Below are 16691 nucleotides of genomic sequence, written 5' to 3'. Positions count from 1 at the left end.
TATATAGGTACATCATAATACAACCATATCGGAAAATCTATTCTAAAACCCTTTGAAATTTAACCAGCCGGATAAAAACGACGTTAATTGCGTCATCCAATCGAAAAACAGTGCGATCCCCATCAAGATCATGATGGATCCGCCAATTTTCACAAGGATAACACTATGCCGCTTAATCCAGTTAAGTTTCCCAATGAAAAATGATAATATCAGAAACGGCAGGGAAAAACCTAATATATAGCTAACCATCATCACGATACCTATGTCAGGATTCTGTGCTGTCAAGGAAAGAACTATCATTAAAATTGGTCCCATACAAGGTGTCCATCCCAAGGAAAAGGCCAAGCCAATGATAAAGGAACCAATGTATCCAGCTGGACGATTCTTAAAAGTGATTTTCTTATCCTTCATCAGAAATTTAAAATTCAGTACGCCGACAATAACAAGTCCAAAAAAGATAATTAAGATGGCGCCAATTTGCCGGATGACCTCCTGATAGGTTCTTAAGAACTCGGACAGGATAGAAGAAGTAAAACCCATCATGATATAAATACAGGAAAATCCAACCAAAAAGAAAACCGTATGTAACATGCTTTTTTTATTAAATTTCCTGCTGTCATCTTTTAAATCGGACACACTCATGCCGGTTATATACGATAAAAAAGCAGGATAAAGCGGAAGTACACAAGGTGAAATAAAGGATAAAAAACCCGCGCCAAATGCAATAAAAATATTTATTTCAGACATAAAAATCCTCCTAAGAAAACCATTTGCTCTCTCTATTTTAACAAATTATGCAGCTAATCGAAGAAAATGAATTTGACAATTATCCAAACCTTTTGGAAACGGAGTAGCAAGGGCTGAATTTGATCGCTTGTGATCGGAATGACCAAAATTTTAAAATACCCCTTACTACCAACAGGTACTAAGGGGTATTATGTATGATGCTAATCCATTCTGACAATATATGATGATTGCTGATTACTTTTGCTGATTGTTCATTGCACGCATCATTTGATTGATTTTTTTCTGTGATGGTTTTTGACCCATTTGCATCATTAAAGTCCGAAGCATTTGCTCATTAATTGGTGGGTTCTTCTTTAGATAATTCATCATATATTTTCTGGCGATAAAAAATCCGAGAGCGACACCAGCAATCAAGGCAATAATAGCTATTAATACGACCCAAATCGTAGCCATGCAAGCTTTCCTCCTTCATGTTGTCTCTCATACAGTATAGTAAATCAATGTTAAGAATACAATACTTGTCCATGCAAATATGCTCTTTCCTTTGAAACCGGCGAGATCCAACCATAGTTATCGACGTCATTTCTCATAATAAAGAGAAATGGCTGAAATGATCGTAGTGCTGGAAACAACAACATTTCGGCATCATGCAACATTTCACAACGAAAGTTTATCTGTTTTTCGTGGATATGTAAAGAGATAGCTTGCGTGTCTTCGTTTCGCATTTCGAGATAGTTGCCATCAATTGTTACATTACGTCTGTTTTTCTCGTTATTTTTAATGTGGGTTATCAAAGCACTAGTTGAAAATGTATTGGTAATAAACTTAAACTGATTTTTGAGGTCCGTTCTCTCCGGATTATTTTGATATTCTTTTAAAAAACGATATAATATTCCACTTTTATGGAAATACCGATACGCAAATTCTTCCTTTACCCAATAGATAGAATAATTCCCCACCGAAAACCCCTCCCCTTTTAACTCTATTATACGTATTCCAGTTAAAAATTATGTCATTTCCTGATGCGAAATCCTACTAGTTTTGTCGATTACAAACAAAAGTACAGCCCGTTGAATAAAGTAGAACTTCATTCAACGGGGGATCCCATCCTCCCTACTGAGTTGAACGAATCGGATCGTTACGGATGGTGCTACTCAGCTATCTATCCTTCTATATTTTTCAAGGCTTGAAGCAGGGGTCTAATGAACGGTGAGGCGGGATAAAAGAGAACTGAATAGTAAAACGGGCGCCCCACAGTTAGTGAGCCACCCGTTTTCATTTATTATTTTATTAACTTTTCAACCTCTGCAACAACATTTTCTACTGTAAACCCGTATTCCTCAATAACTTTTTCACCTTTTGCAGAAGCGCCAAATCGATCAATACCAATTATCGTACCATTGTCACCAACATAACGCTCCCACCCAAATGAAGCGGCCATCTCAATTCCTACTCGGGCTTTAACATTTGCTGGCAGAACTTCATTTTTGTATGCTTCATCCTGCTCGTTAAACCGATCCCATGACGGCATGCTGACAACACTTACATCAATGCCTTTTTCTTGTAGGGCCTTTTTAGCTCCAATAGCTAATTGCACTTCGGAACCAGTTGCAAGTAATAACGCATCTGGAACGTCTTTTGCTGACTTGCTAATAACATATGCACCTTTTCTAACCCCTTCATAGGCGTTTTCTTTTGTGCCCTCTAATGTTGGTAACCCTTGTCTGGTTAACACGAGTGCTGTTGGCTTGTCCTTTGATTCCAAGGATATGCGCCATGCTGCTTGTGTCTCGTTTCCATCGGCAGGACGAATCAGGGAAAGTCCCGGCATTGCCCGCATTGCTGCTAATTGTTCAATCGGTTCATGTGTCGGACCATCTTCGCCAACCGCAATCGAATCGTGCGTAAATACATATGTTACCGGCGTTTTCATAATGGATGACAATCGTACAGCAGGTCGTAAATAATCACTGAATACAAAGAATGTACCAGCATATACTTTTAATCCGCCGTGTAATGCCATTCCATTTAGTGCTGCTGCCATGGCGTGTTCACGAACACCAAACCAAATGTTGCGGCCAGCATAATTGTTACGGGAAAAGTCATCTTCATTTTTTAACGTGGTTTTGTTTGAACCTGCCAGGTCAGCACTTCCGCCAAAGAAATATGGTACGGCTTTCGCAATTGCATTTAATACTTCACCGGAAGAAGCTCTTGTTGCCAGTTTATCTTTTTCGGGTTCATACACTGGAAGTTCTTTATCCCAGTCTGCAGGCAATTCCCCTTTTATAGCACGTTCCAGTTCATCTGCTAATTCAGGATATTTTTCCTTGTATGCTGTGAACAGTTCATTCCAAGCCTGCTCCGCTTCAGCACCTTTTTTGCCGATTTTTTTGTTAAAATCAGCATATACTTCATCTGGAACATTAAAATCTTCATGCTCCCATTTATAATATTCCTTGGTCAATTTTACTTCATCCGCACCTAGTGGGGCACCGTGTGATGCGCTTGAGTTTGATTTGTTCGGTGACCCATAGCCGATAATCGTTTTGATTTCGATTAATGTCGGCTGTTCGGTATTTTCTTTTGCTTGTTTAATCGCTTTACGTAACGCATTTACGTCATTGCCATCCTCAACCCTGATGACCTGCCATCCGTATGCTTTAAAGCGTTCTTCTGTATTATCGGAAAATGAGCGGTTCAGCTCCCCGTCAAGGGAAATATCGTTTGAATCATATAGCGCGATTAATTTTCCTAACCGGAGATGCCCAGCGAGTGAAGCGGCTTCATGGGAAATACCTTCCATCAGATCACCATCACTAATTAGAGCGTATGTATAATGATCGATAACCGAGTAGTTATCCCTATTATAGGTAGCGGCGAGATGCGCTTCAGCCATTGCCATCCCAACAGACATGGCAATTCCTTGTCCTAATGGTCCGGTTGTTGCTTCGACACCATCTGTATGATGTACCTCAGGATGTCCTGGTGTCTTCGAGTTCCATTGACGGAATTCCTTTAGGTCATCAATTGTCAGATTATAGCCGGACAAATGCAGTAAACCGTATAACAGCATGGAACCATGTCCTGCTGAAAGAACAAAACGGTCACGATTAAACCATTTGGAGTTTTTCGGGTTATGATGCATGAAATCAGTCCATAATGTATATGCCATCGGCGCAGCACCCATTGGCAAACCTGGATGCCCTGAATTAGCATTTTCGATGGCATCAATTGCTAACGTACGAATTGTATTAATAGATAACTGTTCAACATTTTCTGACATCTTTGTTTTCCTCCGTTTCGTCAAGTTGTGATTACCACTCTATTTTATATTGAAGTTCCTAATCTCACAAGTATTAGCAAGCTACCGTATTTGGTCTTGTAAAAACTAATGCTTTCTCTCTCTCTCTTGCATATCACGCAGTTTTTGTGGTGTCACATCATTTCCTTCCCAGTCAACTACCGTCATCGTCTTTAATTGATTTTTAAACGATTTTCGCACGTTTTTCAAATATTCTTGCCGCAGCTCATGCTGTTCCTGTTTTTCTTTGTCCGTTAGTCCTTCTGATTTGGCCTTTTTCGCTAATGTATTGATCCGTTCCAGTTTTTCTTTTCCAATCATAGTAAAAACCTCCAACTTTAAAAACGCAAGAACCATTATCATGTTCCTCGCGTTTTTATCATACCGTTCCTATATAATAGTTTCAAGCGTTATGATACTCCTGATACCTTCGGTGAACCGTTGCTTTTGATACCGAATGCCCCATCCCGTTTAATGTATGGGCAATCTCCTCAAAGGTTAGCTTCTTTTGCCTTAACCGAACAACCTCTTCAATCGGAAATGCCTTTCGTTCACGACCTGGTGCTTTGTTTCGGTATGCCAGATTCTTACTCGGATCATACCCTTCATTAATTGCTTTTTTCATCCCTCGCTTGATTTTGCTATTGTGTATTCTGCGTTGATATTCTTCTACGATCCCGACAATTTGCAAAACCATGGAATCGGACTCAGAAAGTTCCAGCCTTCCGTCATGAATAGCAGTATAGATTGGAATACTCATTTTGTGTAATTGATGGAATAAGGCAATCTTTGTGTTACCTCTGCCTAATCTTGTTTCATCCTGAATAAGCAAACAATCAGCGTTTTTTGCAGAAAAGCAGTCCAGCAGCTGAAATATACCGTCCCGATCAATCTCATAACCGCTTGCCTGCTCTTCAATTACTTTCTCAACAGAAAAATCGTATTTTCCTGCAAGTGTAATAAGCTCCTGCCTTTGTCTCGCCAATGATGTTTCCTGTGTCTTTTTATCCGTGCTTACCCGACAGTAAAGAATAGCTTTCACGATAATTACCCCTTCGCTCATAATTAGTACACAATTATGCGCTAGTGATCATGGAAAAATATAAAAATCCTAATGTTAAAGCAAATGTTACAAGATAGAATACATCTGTTTTCGTAAGTTTTCCAAACATAGCCATCAGCTCCTTTTTAGTATAAGAACTATTGTTCGACTTAAAACCATCATACACCCGAACACACGATCCTGTCAACATTTTTTTCGAACGAACGTTTGCGAATATTTCATTCTAGTGATAAACTAGTGGTAATAAATACTATGCGGGAGGAGTTTATTACATGACCAAGCTTTCCAAAAGGCAACAAATGATCCTTGATTACATTAAGGATCAGGTTAAGTTGAAAGGCTATCCGCCATCTGTTAGAGAAATAGCAAGTGCAGTTGGACTTGCATCAAGCTCTACTGTCCATGGCCATTTAGCGAGGATCGAAAGCAAGGGCTATATCAGAAGAGACCCAACCAAACCTAGAGCAATTGAAATTTTGGATCCATTAGAGGAGAATAATATTCCGAAAGATGAAGCGCGGTATGCACCAGTAATCGGCAAAGTTACAGCTGGTATCCCGATTACTGCGGTCGAAAATATCGAAGAGTTCATTCCGCTGCCAAGCTCAAGCGCAGGACCAGATGACAGTTTATATGTACTGGTAATCGAAGGAGAGAGTATGATTGAAGCTGGTATATTAGACGGAGACATGGTTATCGTAAAACAGCAAAATACAGCACAAAACGGGGATATTGTTGTTGCCATGACGGATGAGGATGAAGCTACTGTCAAGCGATTCTTTAAAGAAAAGGACCACATTCGCCTACAGCCGGAAAACGCAACAATGGAAGCCCTCATTTATCAAAATGTGACGATTTTAGGCAAGGTAATTGGGCTATACCGGAATATTCATTAAAAAACCTTGATACGCGGTATGCGTATCAAGGTTTTTATTAGTAAATTACCCAGTTTAAAAGGTTGGTAATCTATTTCTGGAAAAATTGCTTAAAGAATGCTATCCAATCTGTTCCTGTTAATTGGCCGCTAACAATAAATGTACCTATAAACAAAAGCATGAATATAAATACAAACAGATAACATTCAAGAGATTCCTTCCAATAAGGTTTGTTATTCTTCATCACGAACTATTCCCCTTTATTTTTCAGTACTTATTATTAAACCCACGCCAAATAAAGCCTTCAATTTGCTAATGAAAGCTAAAGGCTACATTCAAAATCAATCACTCGTATAAGGGGAGATAGTTCGATTGGTATTTTCTTACATCTAAAAACCCAGCTGCTTCTACATCGTTTTGGAAAAAGTCAACCTGATTAGCAATAGATGTAATTTGGTACACAACCGTTTTTACTGCAGGAAGGATTGGATCTGCTTTATATTCGTTTTGAACTGGTAGTGTAGCTGGTGCAGTAATATGGGCAGCATTTATATCCGATATATAACTTGCCGAAGAAATCGTTGCTTCGTCAACTTGCTCTACGTTAATATGTGAGGTTATTTGGATGGCCTGGCTTAGCACCAAAAAGCCAAACATGATAAACAACAACGCGCTGCCCAACCATTTCTTCAACCTAACTCGCCTCCGGTCTAAACAATACCGGTTTGGGAAACCGATTAAGAGTATTCTACCATGACTCCATCTATTTTTCATTCACAATTTTAACCTGAAAGGGAAAATCACTTGAAAATGGCCACTATCATCATCTGCTAATTCCCTGCAGTGAAGGGTGTTGATAAGATTAGCAAAAAACCAAAGTGACTTGATCCTTTATTTACTGGGGGATTATTTAAATCTTTTACTATTAGAAACACCATATCTATAAATTAAGTAAAGAAAAAATACCGCCCAGTTAAAATTCAACAGGTCGGTATTTTGAACTTAAATATTTTTTGGGGGTATTCCAGGGGTGTCAAGGACATAAGCTCTAAAAGCCAAAAGCCAGGACACGGCCACGACCTGGAACCCTATTATATCAACCTTAATAACTAGTCAAATACTGCTCCCGCTCCCAAGGATGAACCGTCGTGCGGAACATGTCCCATTCAATTTCCTTCGCCTCAATAAAATGCTCATAAAGGTGCTCACCAAGTGCTTCCACAATCACTTCATCTTTTTGCAACTCTTCTAATGCATCCATTAAGGTTGCCGGCAAGTCTTTAATACCGTTTTTCTCGCGTTCCTCTTTATCCATGACATAGATATTACGATCTACTGCAGTTGGCGGTGTTAACTCATTTTTAATTCCGTCTAATCCGGCCGCTAGCAGTACTGCCATCGCCATATATGGATTGGCAGATGGATCAACACTTCTTGCTTCGATACGTGTACTTAACCCTCTTGAATACGGAATTCGGATAAGCGGGCTTCTATTCGTACCGGACCACGCCACATAACAAGGTGCCTCATAACCAGGGACAAGTCTTTTATACGAATTGACCGTTGGATTTGTGACTGCTGTAAAATTAGTTGCGTGCTTAATGATGCCGGCGGTAAACTGGTAAGCTACCTCACTCAGTTGCATTTCCCCATCTGGATCAAAAAATTTATTTTCTCCATCCTGAAATAGCGACATATTAACATGCATACCTGAACCATTGACCCCAAAAAGCGGTTTCGGCATAAAAGTGGCGTGCAAGTTATGTTTTCTAGCAATTGTTTTGACAACAAGCTTAAACGTTTGGATGTCATCAGCATGTTTGACTGCATCAGAGTATTTAAAATCAATTTCGTGCTGACCCGGTGCAACCTCGTGGTGAGAAGCTTCAATTTCAAATCCCATTTCTTCCAATTCCAGTACGATATCGCGGCGGCAGTTTTCTCCCAAGTCTGTCGGCGCTAAATCAAAATATCCACCTTTGTCATTCAACTCCAAGGAAGGCTCGCCTTTTTCATCCAGCTTAAATAAGAAAAACTCTGGTTCTGTTCCGATATTAAATGCACTAAAGCCTAATGCTTCCATTTTTTTAACGTTACGTTTCAAATTGTAACGCGGGCACCCTGCAAATGGTGTACCATCCGGATTGTAGATATCACAAATAAACCGGGCAACTTTTCCCTTGTCTGATGTCCATGGAAAGACAACAAATGTATCTAAATCAGGATATAAATACATATCAGATTCTTCAATCCGGACAAACCCTTCAATTGAGGAACCGTCAAACATCATTTTATTGTCCAATGCTTTTTCCAGCTGACCTAGCGGGATTTCCACGTTTTTAATCGTTCCAAGCATATCGGTGAATTGCAAACGGATAAAGCGAACGTTTTCCTCCTCGATTTTTTTATAGATTTGCTCTTTCGTTAATTTTGAACCCATGCAGTTTCCTCCTAAATGTATGTTAAATATGTTTATCCAACCTCAACGGGCAGTAAAACCCGCCTTCAAGACTTTGATAAAAAAAGGCAAATGGGCGATCAACTGACCTTAAAGGATCGATTCGTTCAACCAAGATTCAGCAGGGTATAAAAAGAAACCACCACTGAATGAAGTTTGCCTTTATTGAAAAAATCTTGATAACTCACCCTGTCGCAAACTTGTCTTACCCATTCTGCCTGCTTCGTATAACTCGTTTTTCAGCATTTTTCTTAATTCTTTATCCGATAGAATGGCATACTGTTCTTCTTGTTTCTGTTTTTCCAGCAATAATTTTTGTTCTTCAAGGACCAGCAAATGCTTAATACCAGCGAGATTAATACCTTTATCAAGCAGGTCTTTTATCTCCAGTAAACGATCAACATCGTTAAAGGAAAACAATCGCTGATTACCGGTTGTTCTCTCGGGATGAATAAGCCCGTGTCCCTCATAATTTCGTATTTGCCTTGCCGTTAATTCGGTTAATTTCTTGACGATACCGATCGAGAATAAAGGCATGGAACGTCTATCCTGATCGTTCATTTACTCCCCTCCTATTTGTTATTAAATAACATTTTAAAGTATGTAATAGATCCTGTCAAGTTAATGTTAGGTTTCCTTACATTAACTTTAAAAAATTCGGTATTTGGCTCATCCTATTAGCGAATGCCGAAGTTTTTCTTTTACCTTAATGCGTGATAAAATCTTATATTTTCTTAAAGTGCAAAAAAGAGGTGGCTTCCCACCTCTTTTTTTCTTTACCCTATTTTAACGTCAGGAAACCCTTATCGATAAGATCTATAGCAGCTTCCTTTAAAGCAATTTTCACATGCTCATAGGTTAAGCCGCCTTGCACAAACGCGGTATATGGGGCACGTAACGGTCCGTCTGCAGTTAGTTCAAGGCTTGCTCCTTGAATAAACGTTCCAGCTGCCATGATGACATCATCCTTATAGCCAGGCATCGGACTTGGCACTGGTGTCACAAATGAATTGACAGGCGAGTTCATTTGAATGGTTTGGCAAAATGCAACCATTTGCTCCGCATTAGCAAACGTTACCGATTGAATTAAATCCGTTCGTTCCGCTTGATAATCTGGCTTTGTCGTGTATCCGATCAATTCTAAAAATCGCGCTGTAAAAACAGCCCCTTTTAATGCTTCCCCGACAACATGCGGAGCTAAGAAAAATCCTTGGTACATCTCCTCCAGCATCTGTAATGTGGCACCCATTTCTTTCCCCAGTCCTGGTGCAGTCAAACGATGGCCGCATTGGCTGACGAGATCTTTGCGCCCAACGATATAACCACCTGAACGAACGATCCCACCACCAGGATTTTTAATTAAGGAACCAGCAATAATATCTGCACCAGCATGTAATGGTTCTCTTTCCTCAACAAATTCACCGTAACAGTTATCAACAAAGACGATTATTTCCGGATTTATTTCTTTAACAAAGTGTACCATTTCTTCTATTTGCTGAACCGTAAAGGATGGACGATCATCATACCCCTTTGATCGCTGGATAGCAACGACCTTTGTCCTTGGCGTGATGGTTCGATTTACTCCCTGGTAATCAATTGCACCATCTGGCAGGAGGTCTGCTTCCCTATAGGTAATTCCAAAATCTTTTAATGAGCCTGTATTGTCAGCATGTTTTCCAATAACCGATTCAAGTGTATCATATGGTTTACCTGTCATATACACAAGTTCATCAGCAGGTCTCAGTAAGGCGAATAACACGGTAGAAATCGCATGTGTTCCAGATACGATCTGCGGTCTTACTAAAGCATCTTCGCCACCAAACACTTGCGCATATACGGCTTCCAATGTTTCCCTTCCATTGTCATCATAACCATAACCGGTAGTGGAATGAAAATGACTGTCACTGACCCGGTTATGTTTAAACGCATCAAGTACCCGTTTTTGATTCACTTCAACTGTTTTTCGGATGTTGTCGTGGATGTTTTTACAATCCAGTTCCGCCTGTTCTGCAAATTGTTCTATCATTCGTACGTTATTGCTCCTTTAATTGGCTTGTTAGCGGGTGACTTTCCCGGATAAAGCCTTTCATTAAATATTTCATTTGTTCTTCATCATAAACCTGTTCATCGACTATCGTCTCATGTGCAAACCGGTCTATTAATTTTCCTTGATCAGGATCGAGTATCGTTCTGTACCATACCCATTCATCCCTTAAAATCGCTTCCACCTTCGCTAATAAATCTTGAATGTTTCGCTCATCAAAGGCACTAATCAGGATGGACGGATGATGTGCAGGGATGAACTCTTCTGTCAGCAAATCCTGTTTGTTATATACCGTTAACATCGGGATTGAGTGGGCACCCAACTCCTCAAGTAACGTAAGAACGGTATCCTGATGCTGCTCCTGATCCGGATGTGATGCATCAACAACATGCAAAATAAAATCGGCCTCGGTAACCTCTTCAAGGGTTGATCGAAAAGAAGCAATAAGTGATGTCGGCAAGTCCTGAAGAAATCCGACCGTATCGGTAACAAGCGACCTGAAACCGGATGGAAACTGAATTTTCCGTGTGAGCGGATCAAGGGTTGCAAATAGTTGATCCTCCTCAAGTGTTTGGCTCCTGGTAATCCGGTTGAACAGTGTCGATTTCCCTGCATTGGTATACCCAACAATGGCAATTTGAAAAACGTGATTGGATTTACGGCGGTTCCGGTACTGTTCACGCTGGCCAACGACCATTTTCAGACGCCGTTTTATATCAAAAATCCGCTGCCTGATATGACGCCTGTCAGTTTCCAGCTTTGTCTCCCCAGGCCCGCGTGTACCGATACCAGCTCCTAGCCGGGATAATGCCAAACCTTGCCCGTGAAGCCTTGGCAGCATATATTGTAATTGTGCCAGTTCGACCTGCAGCTTTCCTTCTTTCGTATTGGCACGAGTAGCAAAAATATCCAATATCAACTGACTTCGGTCAATTATCCGAACGCCGAATCGTTCCCCCAGATTTCGTAATTGCCCAGCAGATAGCTCATCATTGGAGATGACTAAATCGATTTCCAGTTCAGCTATTTGCTCTGCAATTTCTTCCATTTTCCCCTCACCAATGTAATATGCAGGATGGATTCGATTACGATTTTGCGTCATGATTTTTTTTACTGTTCCACCTGCAGTTTTACTTAAGGAGGTTAATTCATCCAATGAGGACTTGAAGCGCTCGGTGGTCTGTTCCGGTTTTTTTACAGCTACGATTAGTATTTGTTCCGACATGTCTACCAGCCTTTCCCTGTCTTGCATGCTTATATCATAGCAAAGAAACAAGCACGGTACAATTCTATCCCCTGTATGGATTAGGTTGGATGGTTATTGATTGAAGCATTGCCTTCCATTAAATCTCATCGTTAAGCTGCAGGTCACTTCCGGTTAATCTGATTAAATCATCGGTAGCATATTGTTTGCCACAAAGCACCCGTACTGCATGCCGTCGTATCGAATGTTCAATAACATTTCTTACGTATCGGGCATTGGCAAAATTCCGTTCCCCTTCCCGGGTTTTTCGGTAAAGGTGTTCCTGCAATTTCCATTCCGCTTCCTGTGATAAGCGGTATTCCCTGATTGACACCATTTGTTTGGCAATATCCATCAGCTGCTCAACATCGTAATCCTGAAAATCCAATATAAACGGAAACCTTGATTTTAGTCCGGGATTAAGGAGTAAAAAACGCTCCATTTCATGCGGATATCCGGCTAAAATCAATACAAGATCGTTGTGGTTGTCTTCCATATGCTTTACCAGTGTATCGATTGCTTCTTTCCCGAAGTCTTTTTCACCGCCGCGTGCCAAGGAATAAGCTTCATCAATAAACAACATCCCGCCCATTGCCTTTTGAATAATCGACCTTGTTTTTTGTGCTGTTTGCCCGATATATTCTCCGACTAAATCAGCCCGCTCGGCTTCAATGAAATGCCCCTTTGACAATAGCCCCATTTCAAAATACAGTTTCGCAAGCTTTCTGGCGACCGTTGTTTTCCCTGTTCCGGGGTTTCCCTTAAATAACATATGGAGTACTTGTTTTGTGCATGCAAGACCAATTTCCCTTCGTTTCTCATTGATGGCAATTGTTGCATATATTTCTTTAATTGTTTTTTTTAAACGTTCCAGTCCTATGAAGGATGAGAATTCCTGATCAATGTGTGAAAATGGACCATTATCCATCTGGTTTGGTTGCTTATTACGATCAATCTGTACAGCCTTTTTATCATGAAAGACAATATTGATTTGCCCATTTTTATTTCGTACCATTTGCGTTTCCACTTCATCACCCCTTCGTCACCATAGTATACGCACGTTTTTTAAAAGGTGTGACAAACGCCCATGCCCGGAAGTCAGATATCAGAAGCCGGGGGTCAGAGATTCAAGGTGAGGTCAGCTATAAGCTAAACGGACACCCTTAAACGAGTGCCCGTTACGTTACGCCTTATTCTTTTTCAAGTTTTACGTTTTTAACAGGTGCGAATGTGGAGATTGCGTGTTTGAAGATAAGCTGTTGCTTGCCGTCTGTCTCAAATAAAACGGTAAAATTATCAAAAGCTTTTACTATCCCCCTAATTTGAAACCCGTTTGTTAAAAACACAGTAACCGAAATGTGATCCTTTCTAAGCTGATTTAAATAATTGTCCTGAATATTTACCGATTGTGCCATTGCATTTCCTCCTCTTTCTATCTGTACATATTCTTATTTCTATGTTTCTTTTAAGATTCCTGCAAGATCGGCCAAAATAATGGGAAAAGTTCGATTAATCGAATCGGGTGTGATCGTATACCAATTTACATCCATCTTGTTCTTAAACCATGTATACTGCCGTTTCGCAAACCTTCTTGAATTACGTTTCAAGACATCAATTGCTGTTTCCAGACTCTGCTCTCCTTTTAAATAAGGGATGAACTCTTTGTAACCGATCCCACTCATGGATTGTTTCGATTCGAGACCCTGCAGGTACAAATGTTGTACCTCATCAAGCAATCCAGCCGCCATCATGCGATCAACTCGCTGATTAATTCGCTCATACAATAGTTTCCGATCCATTTCCAATCCGATAAAAATGGGATTGTACGGAGAATCTCCCTTCTGTTGGTTGTTTTCTGACATTGTCTTGCCAGTTGTTTCATAGATTTCAATTGCCCGAATCAGCCGGCGATGATTGTTGGGATGGATCTTGGCAGCTTGTTCCGGATCAATTTCCGTTAAGTAATCATAAAGCTGTTCTGGTCCATTACGTTGAATGGACTTTTCAAGTTGTTCAGTTAGCTTGCTGTCCCGTCTTTGTTCGGAAAAATGGTAATCGTATAATGCCGCCTGGATATAAAGGCCGCTTCCCCCTGCCAAAATCGGCAGATGCCCCCTTCCAGAAATTTCATCGATATACGCTTGCACATATGCCTGGAAATCAGCAACAGAAAATGCTTCATCCGGCTTTTTTATATCAATCATATAATGGGGGATTCCCTGCATTTCAGCTTTGGTTGCTTTTGCTGTTCCGATATCCAGCCCCTGATATACTTGCATAGAGTCACCGCTGATCACCTCACCATGAAACGTCTTGGCAATTTCTATACTTAGTTGTGTCTTTCCGACAGCCGTCGGGCCAACAACTGCAATAACGTTTTGTTTCATTCCCTTTCCCCTGTATTCATTTATTCGTATGCTTCATATGCCTGTAACATCCAAACATATTTTTCTAATTTTCCCTGTAAACCGATTAAGAGATCATTTGTTGGCTCATCCTTCTGTTCGGCTGCGAGTGCTAGTCCGTCTTCCCGTATCTCTTTTATTATCTGTTCGTAATCATGACACAGCTGTGCGATGATCTCATTTTCCTTATCATCTGCCGTTGCTTCTTCAATTGTCGCTTCCTTCAAATATTTACTCATTGTTGCCAATGGTTTTCCATTTATCATTAAAATCCGTTCGGCAATCTCATCCAGATCATTTGCTGTTGCTTGATACATTTCCTCAAATTGAGCATGTAACTGAAAAAAGTGTCTGCCTTGCACATACCAGTGATAGCGATGCAATTTTACATACATTACAAAGTAATTTGATAGAAGCTGATTTAGAAAGTTAATTAACCGCTGACTTTCCATCCGAAATACCTCACTTTTTTCTCCTGCTAAGCTAGCTTGGTGTTTTATCACGCATTAATAGGCAGTAATACCCCCACAGAATAAAGTTTCACTTTGTCTCCAGCCTTGGATAGGCTAATATAACACTTTTCCTTCTAGGTTTAACATGATATTACCAATTTATACATGTTACATCACTCTTTTGAACATTTTTTCCAGTTCATATGTCGAAAAATGAACGATAATTGGCCTTCCATGTGGGCATGTAAATGGATCGCGCGTTGAACGCAAATCCTCTAGCAAGTGAAACATGTCATCCTTGTTCAAATAATGATTTGCTTTAATTGACCGTTTGCATGACATTAATATTGCCGCATCTTCCCTGATTGCCTCAATATCAATTTTCTCCTCGTCCATAATCTGCGCAATCATCTCGCGGATAACCTCTTCTTCAAATCCTTGCGGAAACCAGGTTGGGTGTGAACGAATAATATATGTCTGATTGCCGAACGACTCAAAAAACAAACCAACCTTCCCCAGTTCCTCGTGAAAGTTTTCAATAATAATCGCTTCCTGTTTGGAAAAATCAAATGTCAGCGGGATTAATAGCTCTTGTACTTCATTCGTTGTTTTGCCCAGCTTTTGTTTAAAAAATTCATACTTAATGCGTTCCTGTGCTGCATGCTGATCAATCATATACAAGCCATTTTCATTTTGCGCCAAGATATAGGTTCCTTGCAGTTGACCGATCGGATACATTACCGGTACCCGTTCTTTCCTAACATTAACTGGTTCATCATTTGCCACAAATTTCTCTGAAAATGACTCAGCAGGTGGTTGTGTGGTCTGTTGTTGACCAGTCTCTGGAGCCGCCAGCTCAGGAGCAGTATCTTTGTACGCCCTGTTGGAGTGAAAGGATCCCTCTGCTTCATTCACATACTCATCAGTATCCCAATTGGATAGATGTCTTTTATTCTCATATTGATCCTGATCCCAATTGGTGTTTTGTACTTCGTTGGTATGTTGGTCAGCATACCAATTCCCCTTCTCTGCCGGTTTTTGTGGATCATAAAATTGCATTGTCTGCTGCACAGAATCCGGCTGCCGTTTTTCCTGCCGTCCCAATTCGGGAATTAGTGAAGTTTCCCGGAATTTCTGTCGGATTGTTTCTTCAATAGCCGTGAATAATTCCTTGTCTTTACTGAAACGAACCTCCAGTTTGGCCGGATGAACGTTAACGTCAACTAAAATTGGATCCATATTTATAGCTAATACAACAATCGGCTGCCGGCCAATTGGCAATAACGTATGATACCCTTTAATAATTGCTTGCGATAACGCAATACTCTTAATATAACGACCATTGATGATGGTTGAAATATACGAACGGGATGCGCGGGTTACTTCCGGCTTGGCGATATACCCCTGAATCTGAAAATCAAGCGTATCATGGGCAATCGGCAGCATTTTTTTTGCCACACTCATTCCGTATACGTGGGCAATAACCTGCAGCAGATCACCACTTCCGGTCGTTTTAAAAAGCTGTTTCCCATTATGCGTTGCCTCAAACCGGATATTAGGATGGGACAATGCTAACCGGTTCAGCAAATCAGTAATATGGCCAAGCTCTGTATGGATCGTTTTCATGTACTTCAGTCGTGCTGGTGTATTATAAAATAAATCCTCAACAACAATTTCCGATCCTTTTCGGGCATCACTTTTCTCTTTATGAATAAGCTTTCCACCTTCAAGCTTGAGCATTGTACCTGCTGCGTCACCCTGAGACGTTTTCACCGTTAAGCGGCTAACGGCAGCAATACTGGCTAACGCTTCACCACGGAAACCGAGTGTTTTAACATGAAACAGGTCCGTTTCATGTTTAATTTTACTTGTTGCATGGCGCAAAAAAGCCCGCTCGCAATCTTCTTCTGCCATCCCATCCCCATCGTCGGTAATTTTTATTTGCTGTAATCCCGCTTCAAGGATATCAACTTTAATCCATGAACTGTTTGCGTCAATACTATTTTCGATCAGCTCTTTTACTACAGATGCCGGCCGTTCCACCACTTCCCCGGCAGCTATTTTGTTGGCAAGTGCATCAGGCATTTGCACTATTTTCAT

Annotated in this window: 17 protein-coding genes; 1 reads left to right on the top strand and 16 read right to left on the bottom strand. The window is 40.5% G+C overall.

Annotation, left to right across the window (positions count from 1 at the left end; genetic code table 11):
* Positions 1 to 42 precede the first annotated feature (42 nt).
* The 6 genes from IEX12_RS02775 to IEX12_RS02750 form a co-directional block, all read right to left on the bottom strand.
* Positions 43 to 747 carry a cytochrome c biogenesis CcdA family protein gene (locus IEX12_RS02775; protein ID WP_088050289.1) on the bottom strand — a complete coding sequence of 235 codons (705 nt, stop codon included), beginning with the start codon at positions 745 to 747 and terminating at the stop codon, positions 43 to 45.
* Positions 748 to 981: 234 nt separating this feature from the next.
* The gene (locus tag IEX12_RS02770) at positions 982 to 1200 is read right to left on the bottom strand and encodes a YneF family protein (RefSeq protein ID WP_088050288.1); all 219 of its coding nucleotides are present in this window, start codon (positions 1198 to 1200) and stop codon (positions 982 to 984) included.
* A 50-nt stretch (positions 1201 to 1250) separates the two neighbouring features.
* Positions 1251 to 1706, bottom strand: a complete 456-nt coding sequence (gene sirA / locus IEX12_RS02765) for a sporulation inhibitor of replication protein SirA (RefSeq protein ID WP_159457767.1) — start codon at positions 1704 to 1706, stop codon at positions 1251 to 1253.
* Positions 1707 to 2029: 323 nt separating this feature from the next.
* Positions 2030 to 4033, bottom strand: a complete 2004-nt coding sequence (gene tkt, locus IEX12_RS02760) for a transketolase (protein WP_088050286.1) — start codon at positions 4031 to 4033, stop codon at positions 2030 to 2032.
* A gap of 105 nt (positions 4034 to 4138) precedes the next feature.
* Positions 4139 to 4372 carry a DUF896 domain-containing protein gene (locus tag IEX12_RS02755; protein WP_088050285.1) on the bottom strand — a complete coding sequence of 78 codons (234 nt, stop codon included), beginning with the start codon at positions 4370 to 4372 and terminating at the stop codon, positions 4139 to 4141.
* Between the two features lie 82 nt (positions 4373 to 4454).
* Positions 4455 to 5093 (bottom strand): YneB family resolvase-like protein, encoded by a 639-nt coding sequence (locus tag IEX12_RS02750; RefSeq protein WP_088050284.1) that lies wholly within the window; start codon positions 5091 to 5093, stop codon positions 4455 to 4457.
* Between the two features lie 293 nt (positions 5094 to 5386).
* On the opposite strand from IEX12_RS02750, the gene lexA reads away from it, so the two are divergent.
* Positions 5387 to 6010 carry a transcriptional repressor LexA gene (gene lexA, locus IEX12_RS02745; RefSeq protein WP_088050283.1) on the top strand — a complete coding sequence of 208 codons (624 nt, stop codon included), beginning with the start codon at positions 5387 to 5389 and terminating at the stop codon, positions 6008 to 6010.
* A 324-nt stretch (positions 6011 to 6334) separates the two neighbouring features.
* Here the strand turns inward: lexA and IEX12_RS02740 are convergent, their stop codons facing one another.
* The 10 genes from IEX12_RS02740 to mutL form a co-directional block, all read right to left on the bottom strand.
* Positions 6335 to 6682 carry a hypothetical protein gene (locus IEX12_RS02740; protein WP_088050282.1) on the bottom strand — a complete coding sequence of 116 codons (348 nt, stop codon included), beginning with the start codon at positions 6680 to 6682 and terminating at the stop codon, positions 6335 to 6337.
* A gap of 409 nt (positions 6683 to 7091) precedes the next feature.
* Positions 7092 to 8429, bottom strand: a complete 1338-nt coding sequence (gene glnA / locus IEX12_RS02735; protein WP_088050281.1) for a type I glutamate--ammonia ligase — start codon at positions 8427 to 8429, stop codon at positions 7092 to 7094.
* Between the two features lie 180 nt (positions 8430 to 8609).
* The gene (locus tag IEX12_RS02730) at positions 8610 to 9008 is read right to left on the bottom strand and encodes a MerR family transcriptional regulator (protein WP_088050280.1); all 399 of its coding nucleotides are present in this window, start codon (positions 9006 to 9008) and stop codon (positions 8610 to 8612) included.
* A 220-nt stretch (positions 9009 to 9228) separates the two neighbouring features.
* Entirely contained in the window at positions 9229 to 10473 is a 1245-nt protein-coding gene (locus IEX12_RS02725) for a methionine gamma-lyase family protein (RefSeq protein WP_088050279.1), read from the bottom strand.
* 7 nt (positions 10474 to 10480) lie between these two features.
* Positions 10481 to 11716, bottom strand: coding sequence for a GTPase HflX (gene hflX / locus IEX12_RS02720; RefSeq protein WP_088050278.1), 1236 nt, complete (start codon positions 11714 to 11716; stop codon positions 10481 to 10483).
* A 118-nt stretch (positions 11717 to 11834) separates the two neighbouring features.
* Complete coding sequence (spoVK, locus tag IEX12_RS02715; protein ID WP_088050989.1) at positions 11835 to 12749, bottom strand: stage V sporulation protein K; 915 nt, start codon at positions 12747 to 12749, stop codon at positions 11835 to 11837.
* 175 nt (positions 12750 to 12924) lie between these two features.
* On the bottom strand, positions 12925 to 13149 hold the full coding sequence (gene hfq, locus IEX12_RS02710) for an RNA chaperone Hfq (protein ID WP_088050277.1): 225 nt from the start codon (positions 13147 to 13149) through the stop codon (positions 12925 to 12927).
* 39 nt (positions 13150 to 13188) lie between these two features.
* A complete protein-coding gene (gene miaA / locus IEX12_RS02705; RefSeq protein ID WP_088050276.1) occupies positions 13189 to 14121 on the bottom strand; it encodes a tRNA (adenosine(37)-N6)-dimethylallyltransferase MiaA in 933 nt (310 codons plus the stop codon).
* Positions 14122 to 14141: 20 nt separating this feature from the next.
* Complete coding sequence (locus IEX12_RS02700; protein ID WP_188724616.1) at positions 14142 to 14591, bottom strand: Dps family protein; 450 nt, start codon at positions 14589 to 14591, stop codon at positions 14142 to 14144.
* A gap of 168 nt (positions 14592 to 14759) precedes the next feature.
* Positions 14760 to 16691, bottom strand: a complete 1932-nt coding sequence (gene mutL, locus IEX12_RS02695; RefSeq protein ID WP_088050275.1) for a DNA mismatch repair endonuclease MutL — start codon at positions 16689 to 16691, stop codon at positions 14760 to 14762.

The organism is Lentibacillus populi (assembly GCA_014642895.1).
Lineage (GTDB): Bacteria > Bacillota > Bacilli > Bacillales > Amphibacillaceae > Lentibacillus_C > Lentibacillus_C populi.
This window is presented reverse-complemented; position numbering and strand designations above follow the sequence as displayed.

Coding starts and splice junctions, on each gene's coding strand:
- IEX12_RS02775 (WP_088050289.1), bottom strand. CDS start 747: ATGTCTGAAATAAATATTTTTATTGCATTTGGCGCGGGTTTTTTATCC.
- IEX12_RS02770 (WP_088050288.1), bottom strand. CDS start 1,200: ATGGCTACGATTTGGGTCGTATTAATAGCTATTATTGCCTTGATTGCT.
- tkt (WP_088050286.1), bottom strand. CDS start 4,033: ATGTCAGAAAATGTTGAACAGTTATCTATTAATACAATTCGTACGTTA.
- IEX12_RS02755 (WP_088050285.1), bottom strand. CDS start 4,372: ATGATTGGAAAAGAAAAACTGGAACGGATCAATACATTAGCGAAAAAG.
- lexA (WP_088050283.1), top strand. CDS start 5,387: ATGACCAAGCTTTCCAAAAGGCAACAAATGATCCTTGATTACATTAAG.
- glnA (WP_088050281.1), bottom strand. CDS start 8,429: ATGGGTTCAAAATTAACGAAAGAGCAAATCTATAAAAAAATCGAGGAG.
- IEX12_RS02730 (WP_088050280.1), bottom strand. CDS start 9,008: ATGAACGATCAGGATAGACGTTCCATGCCTTTATTCTCGATCGGTATC.
- IEX12_RS02725 (WP_088050279.1), bottom strand. CDS start 10,473: ATGATAGAACAATTTGCAGAACAGGCGGAACTGGATTGTAAAAACATC.
- hflX (WP_088050278.1), bottom strand. CDS start 11,716: ATGTCGGAACAAATACTAATCGTAGCTGTAAAAAAACCGGAACAGACC.
- spoVK (WP_088050989.1), bottom strand. CDS start 12,749: ATGGTACGAAATAAAAATGGGCAAATCAATATTGTCTTTCATGATAAA.
- hfq (WP_088050277.1), bottom strand. CDS start 13,149: ATGGCACAATCGGTAAATATTCAGGACAATTATTTAAATCAGCTTAGA.
- miaA (WP_088050276.1), bottom strand. CDS start 14,121: ATGAAACAAAACGTTATTGCAGTTGTTGGCCCGACGGCTGTCGGAAAG.
- IEX12_RS02700 (WP_188724616.1), bottom strand. CDS start 14,591: ATGGAAAGTCAGCGGTTAATTAACTTTCTAAATCAGCTTCTATCAAAT.
- mutL (WP_088050275.1), bottom strand. CDS start 16,691: ATGAAAATAGTGCAAATGCCTGATGCACTTGCCAACAAAATAGCTGCC.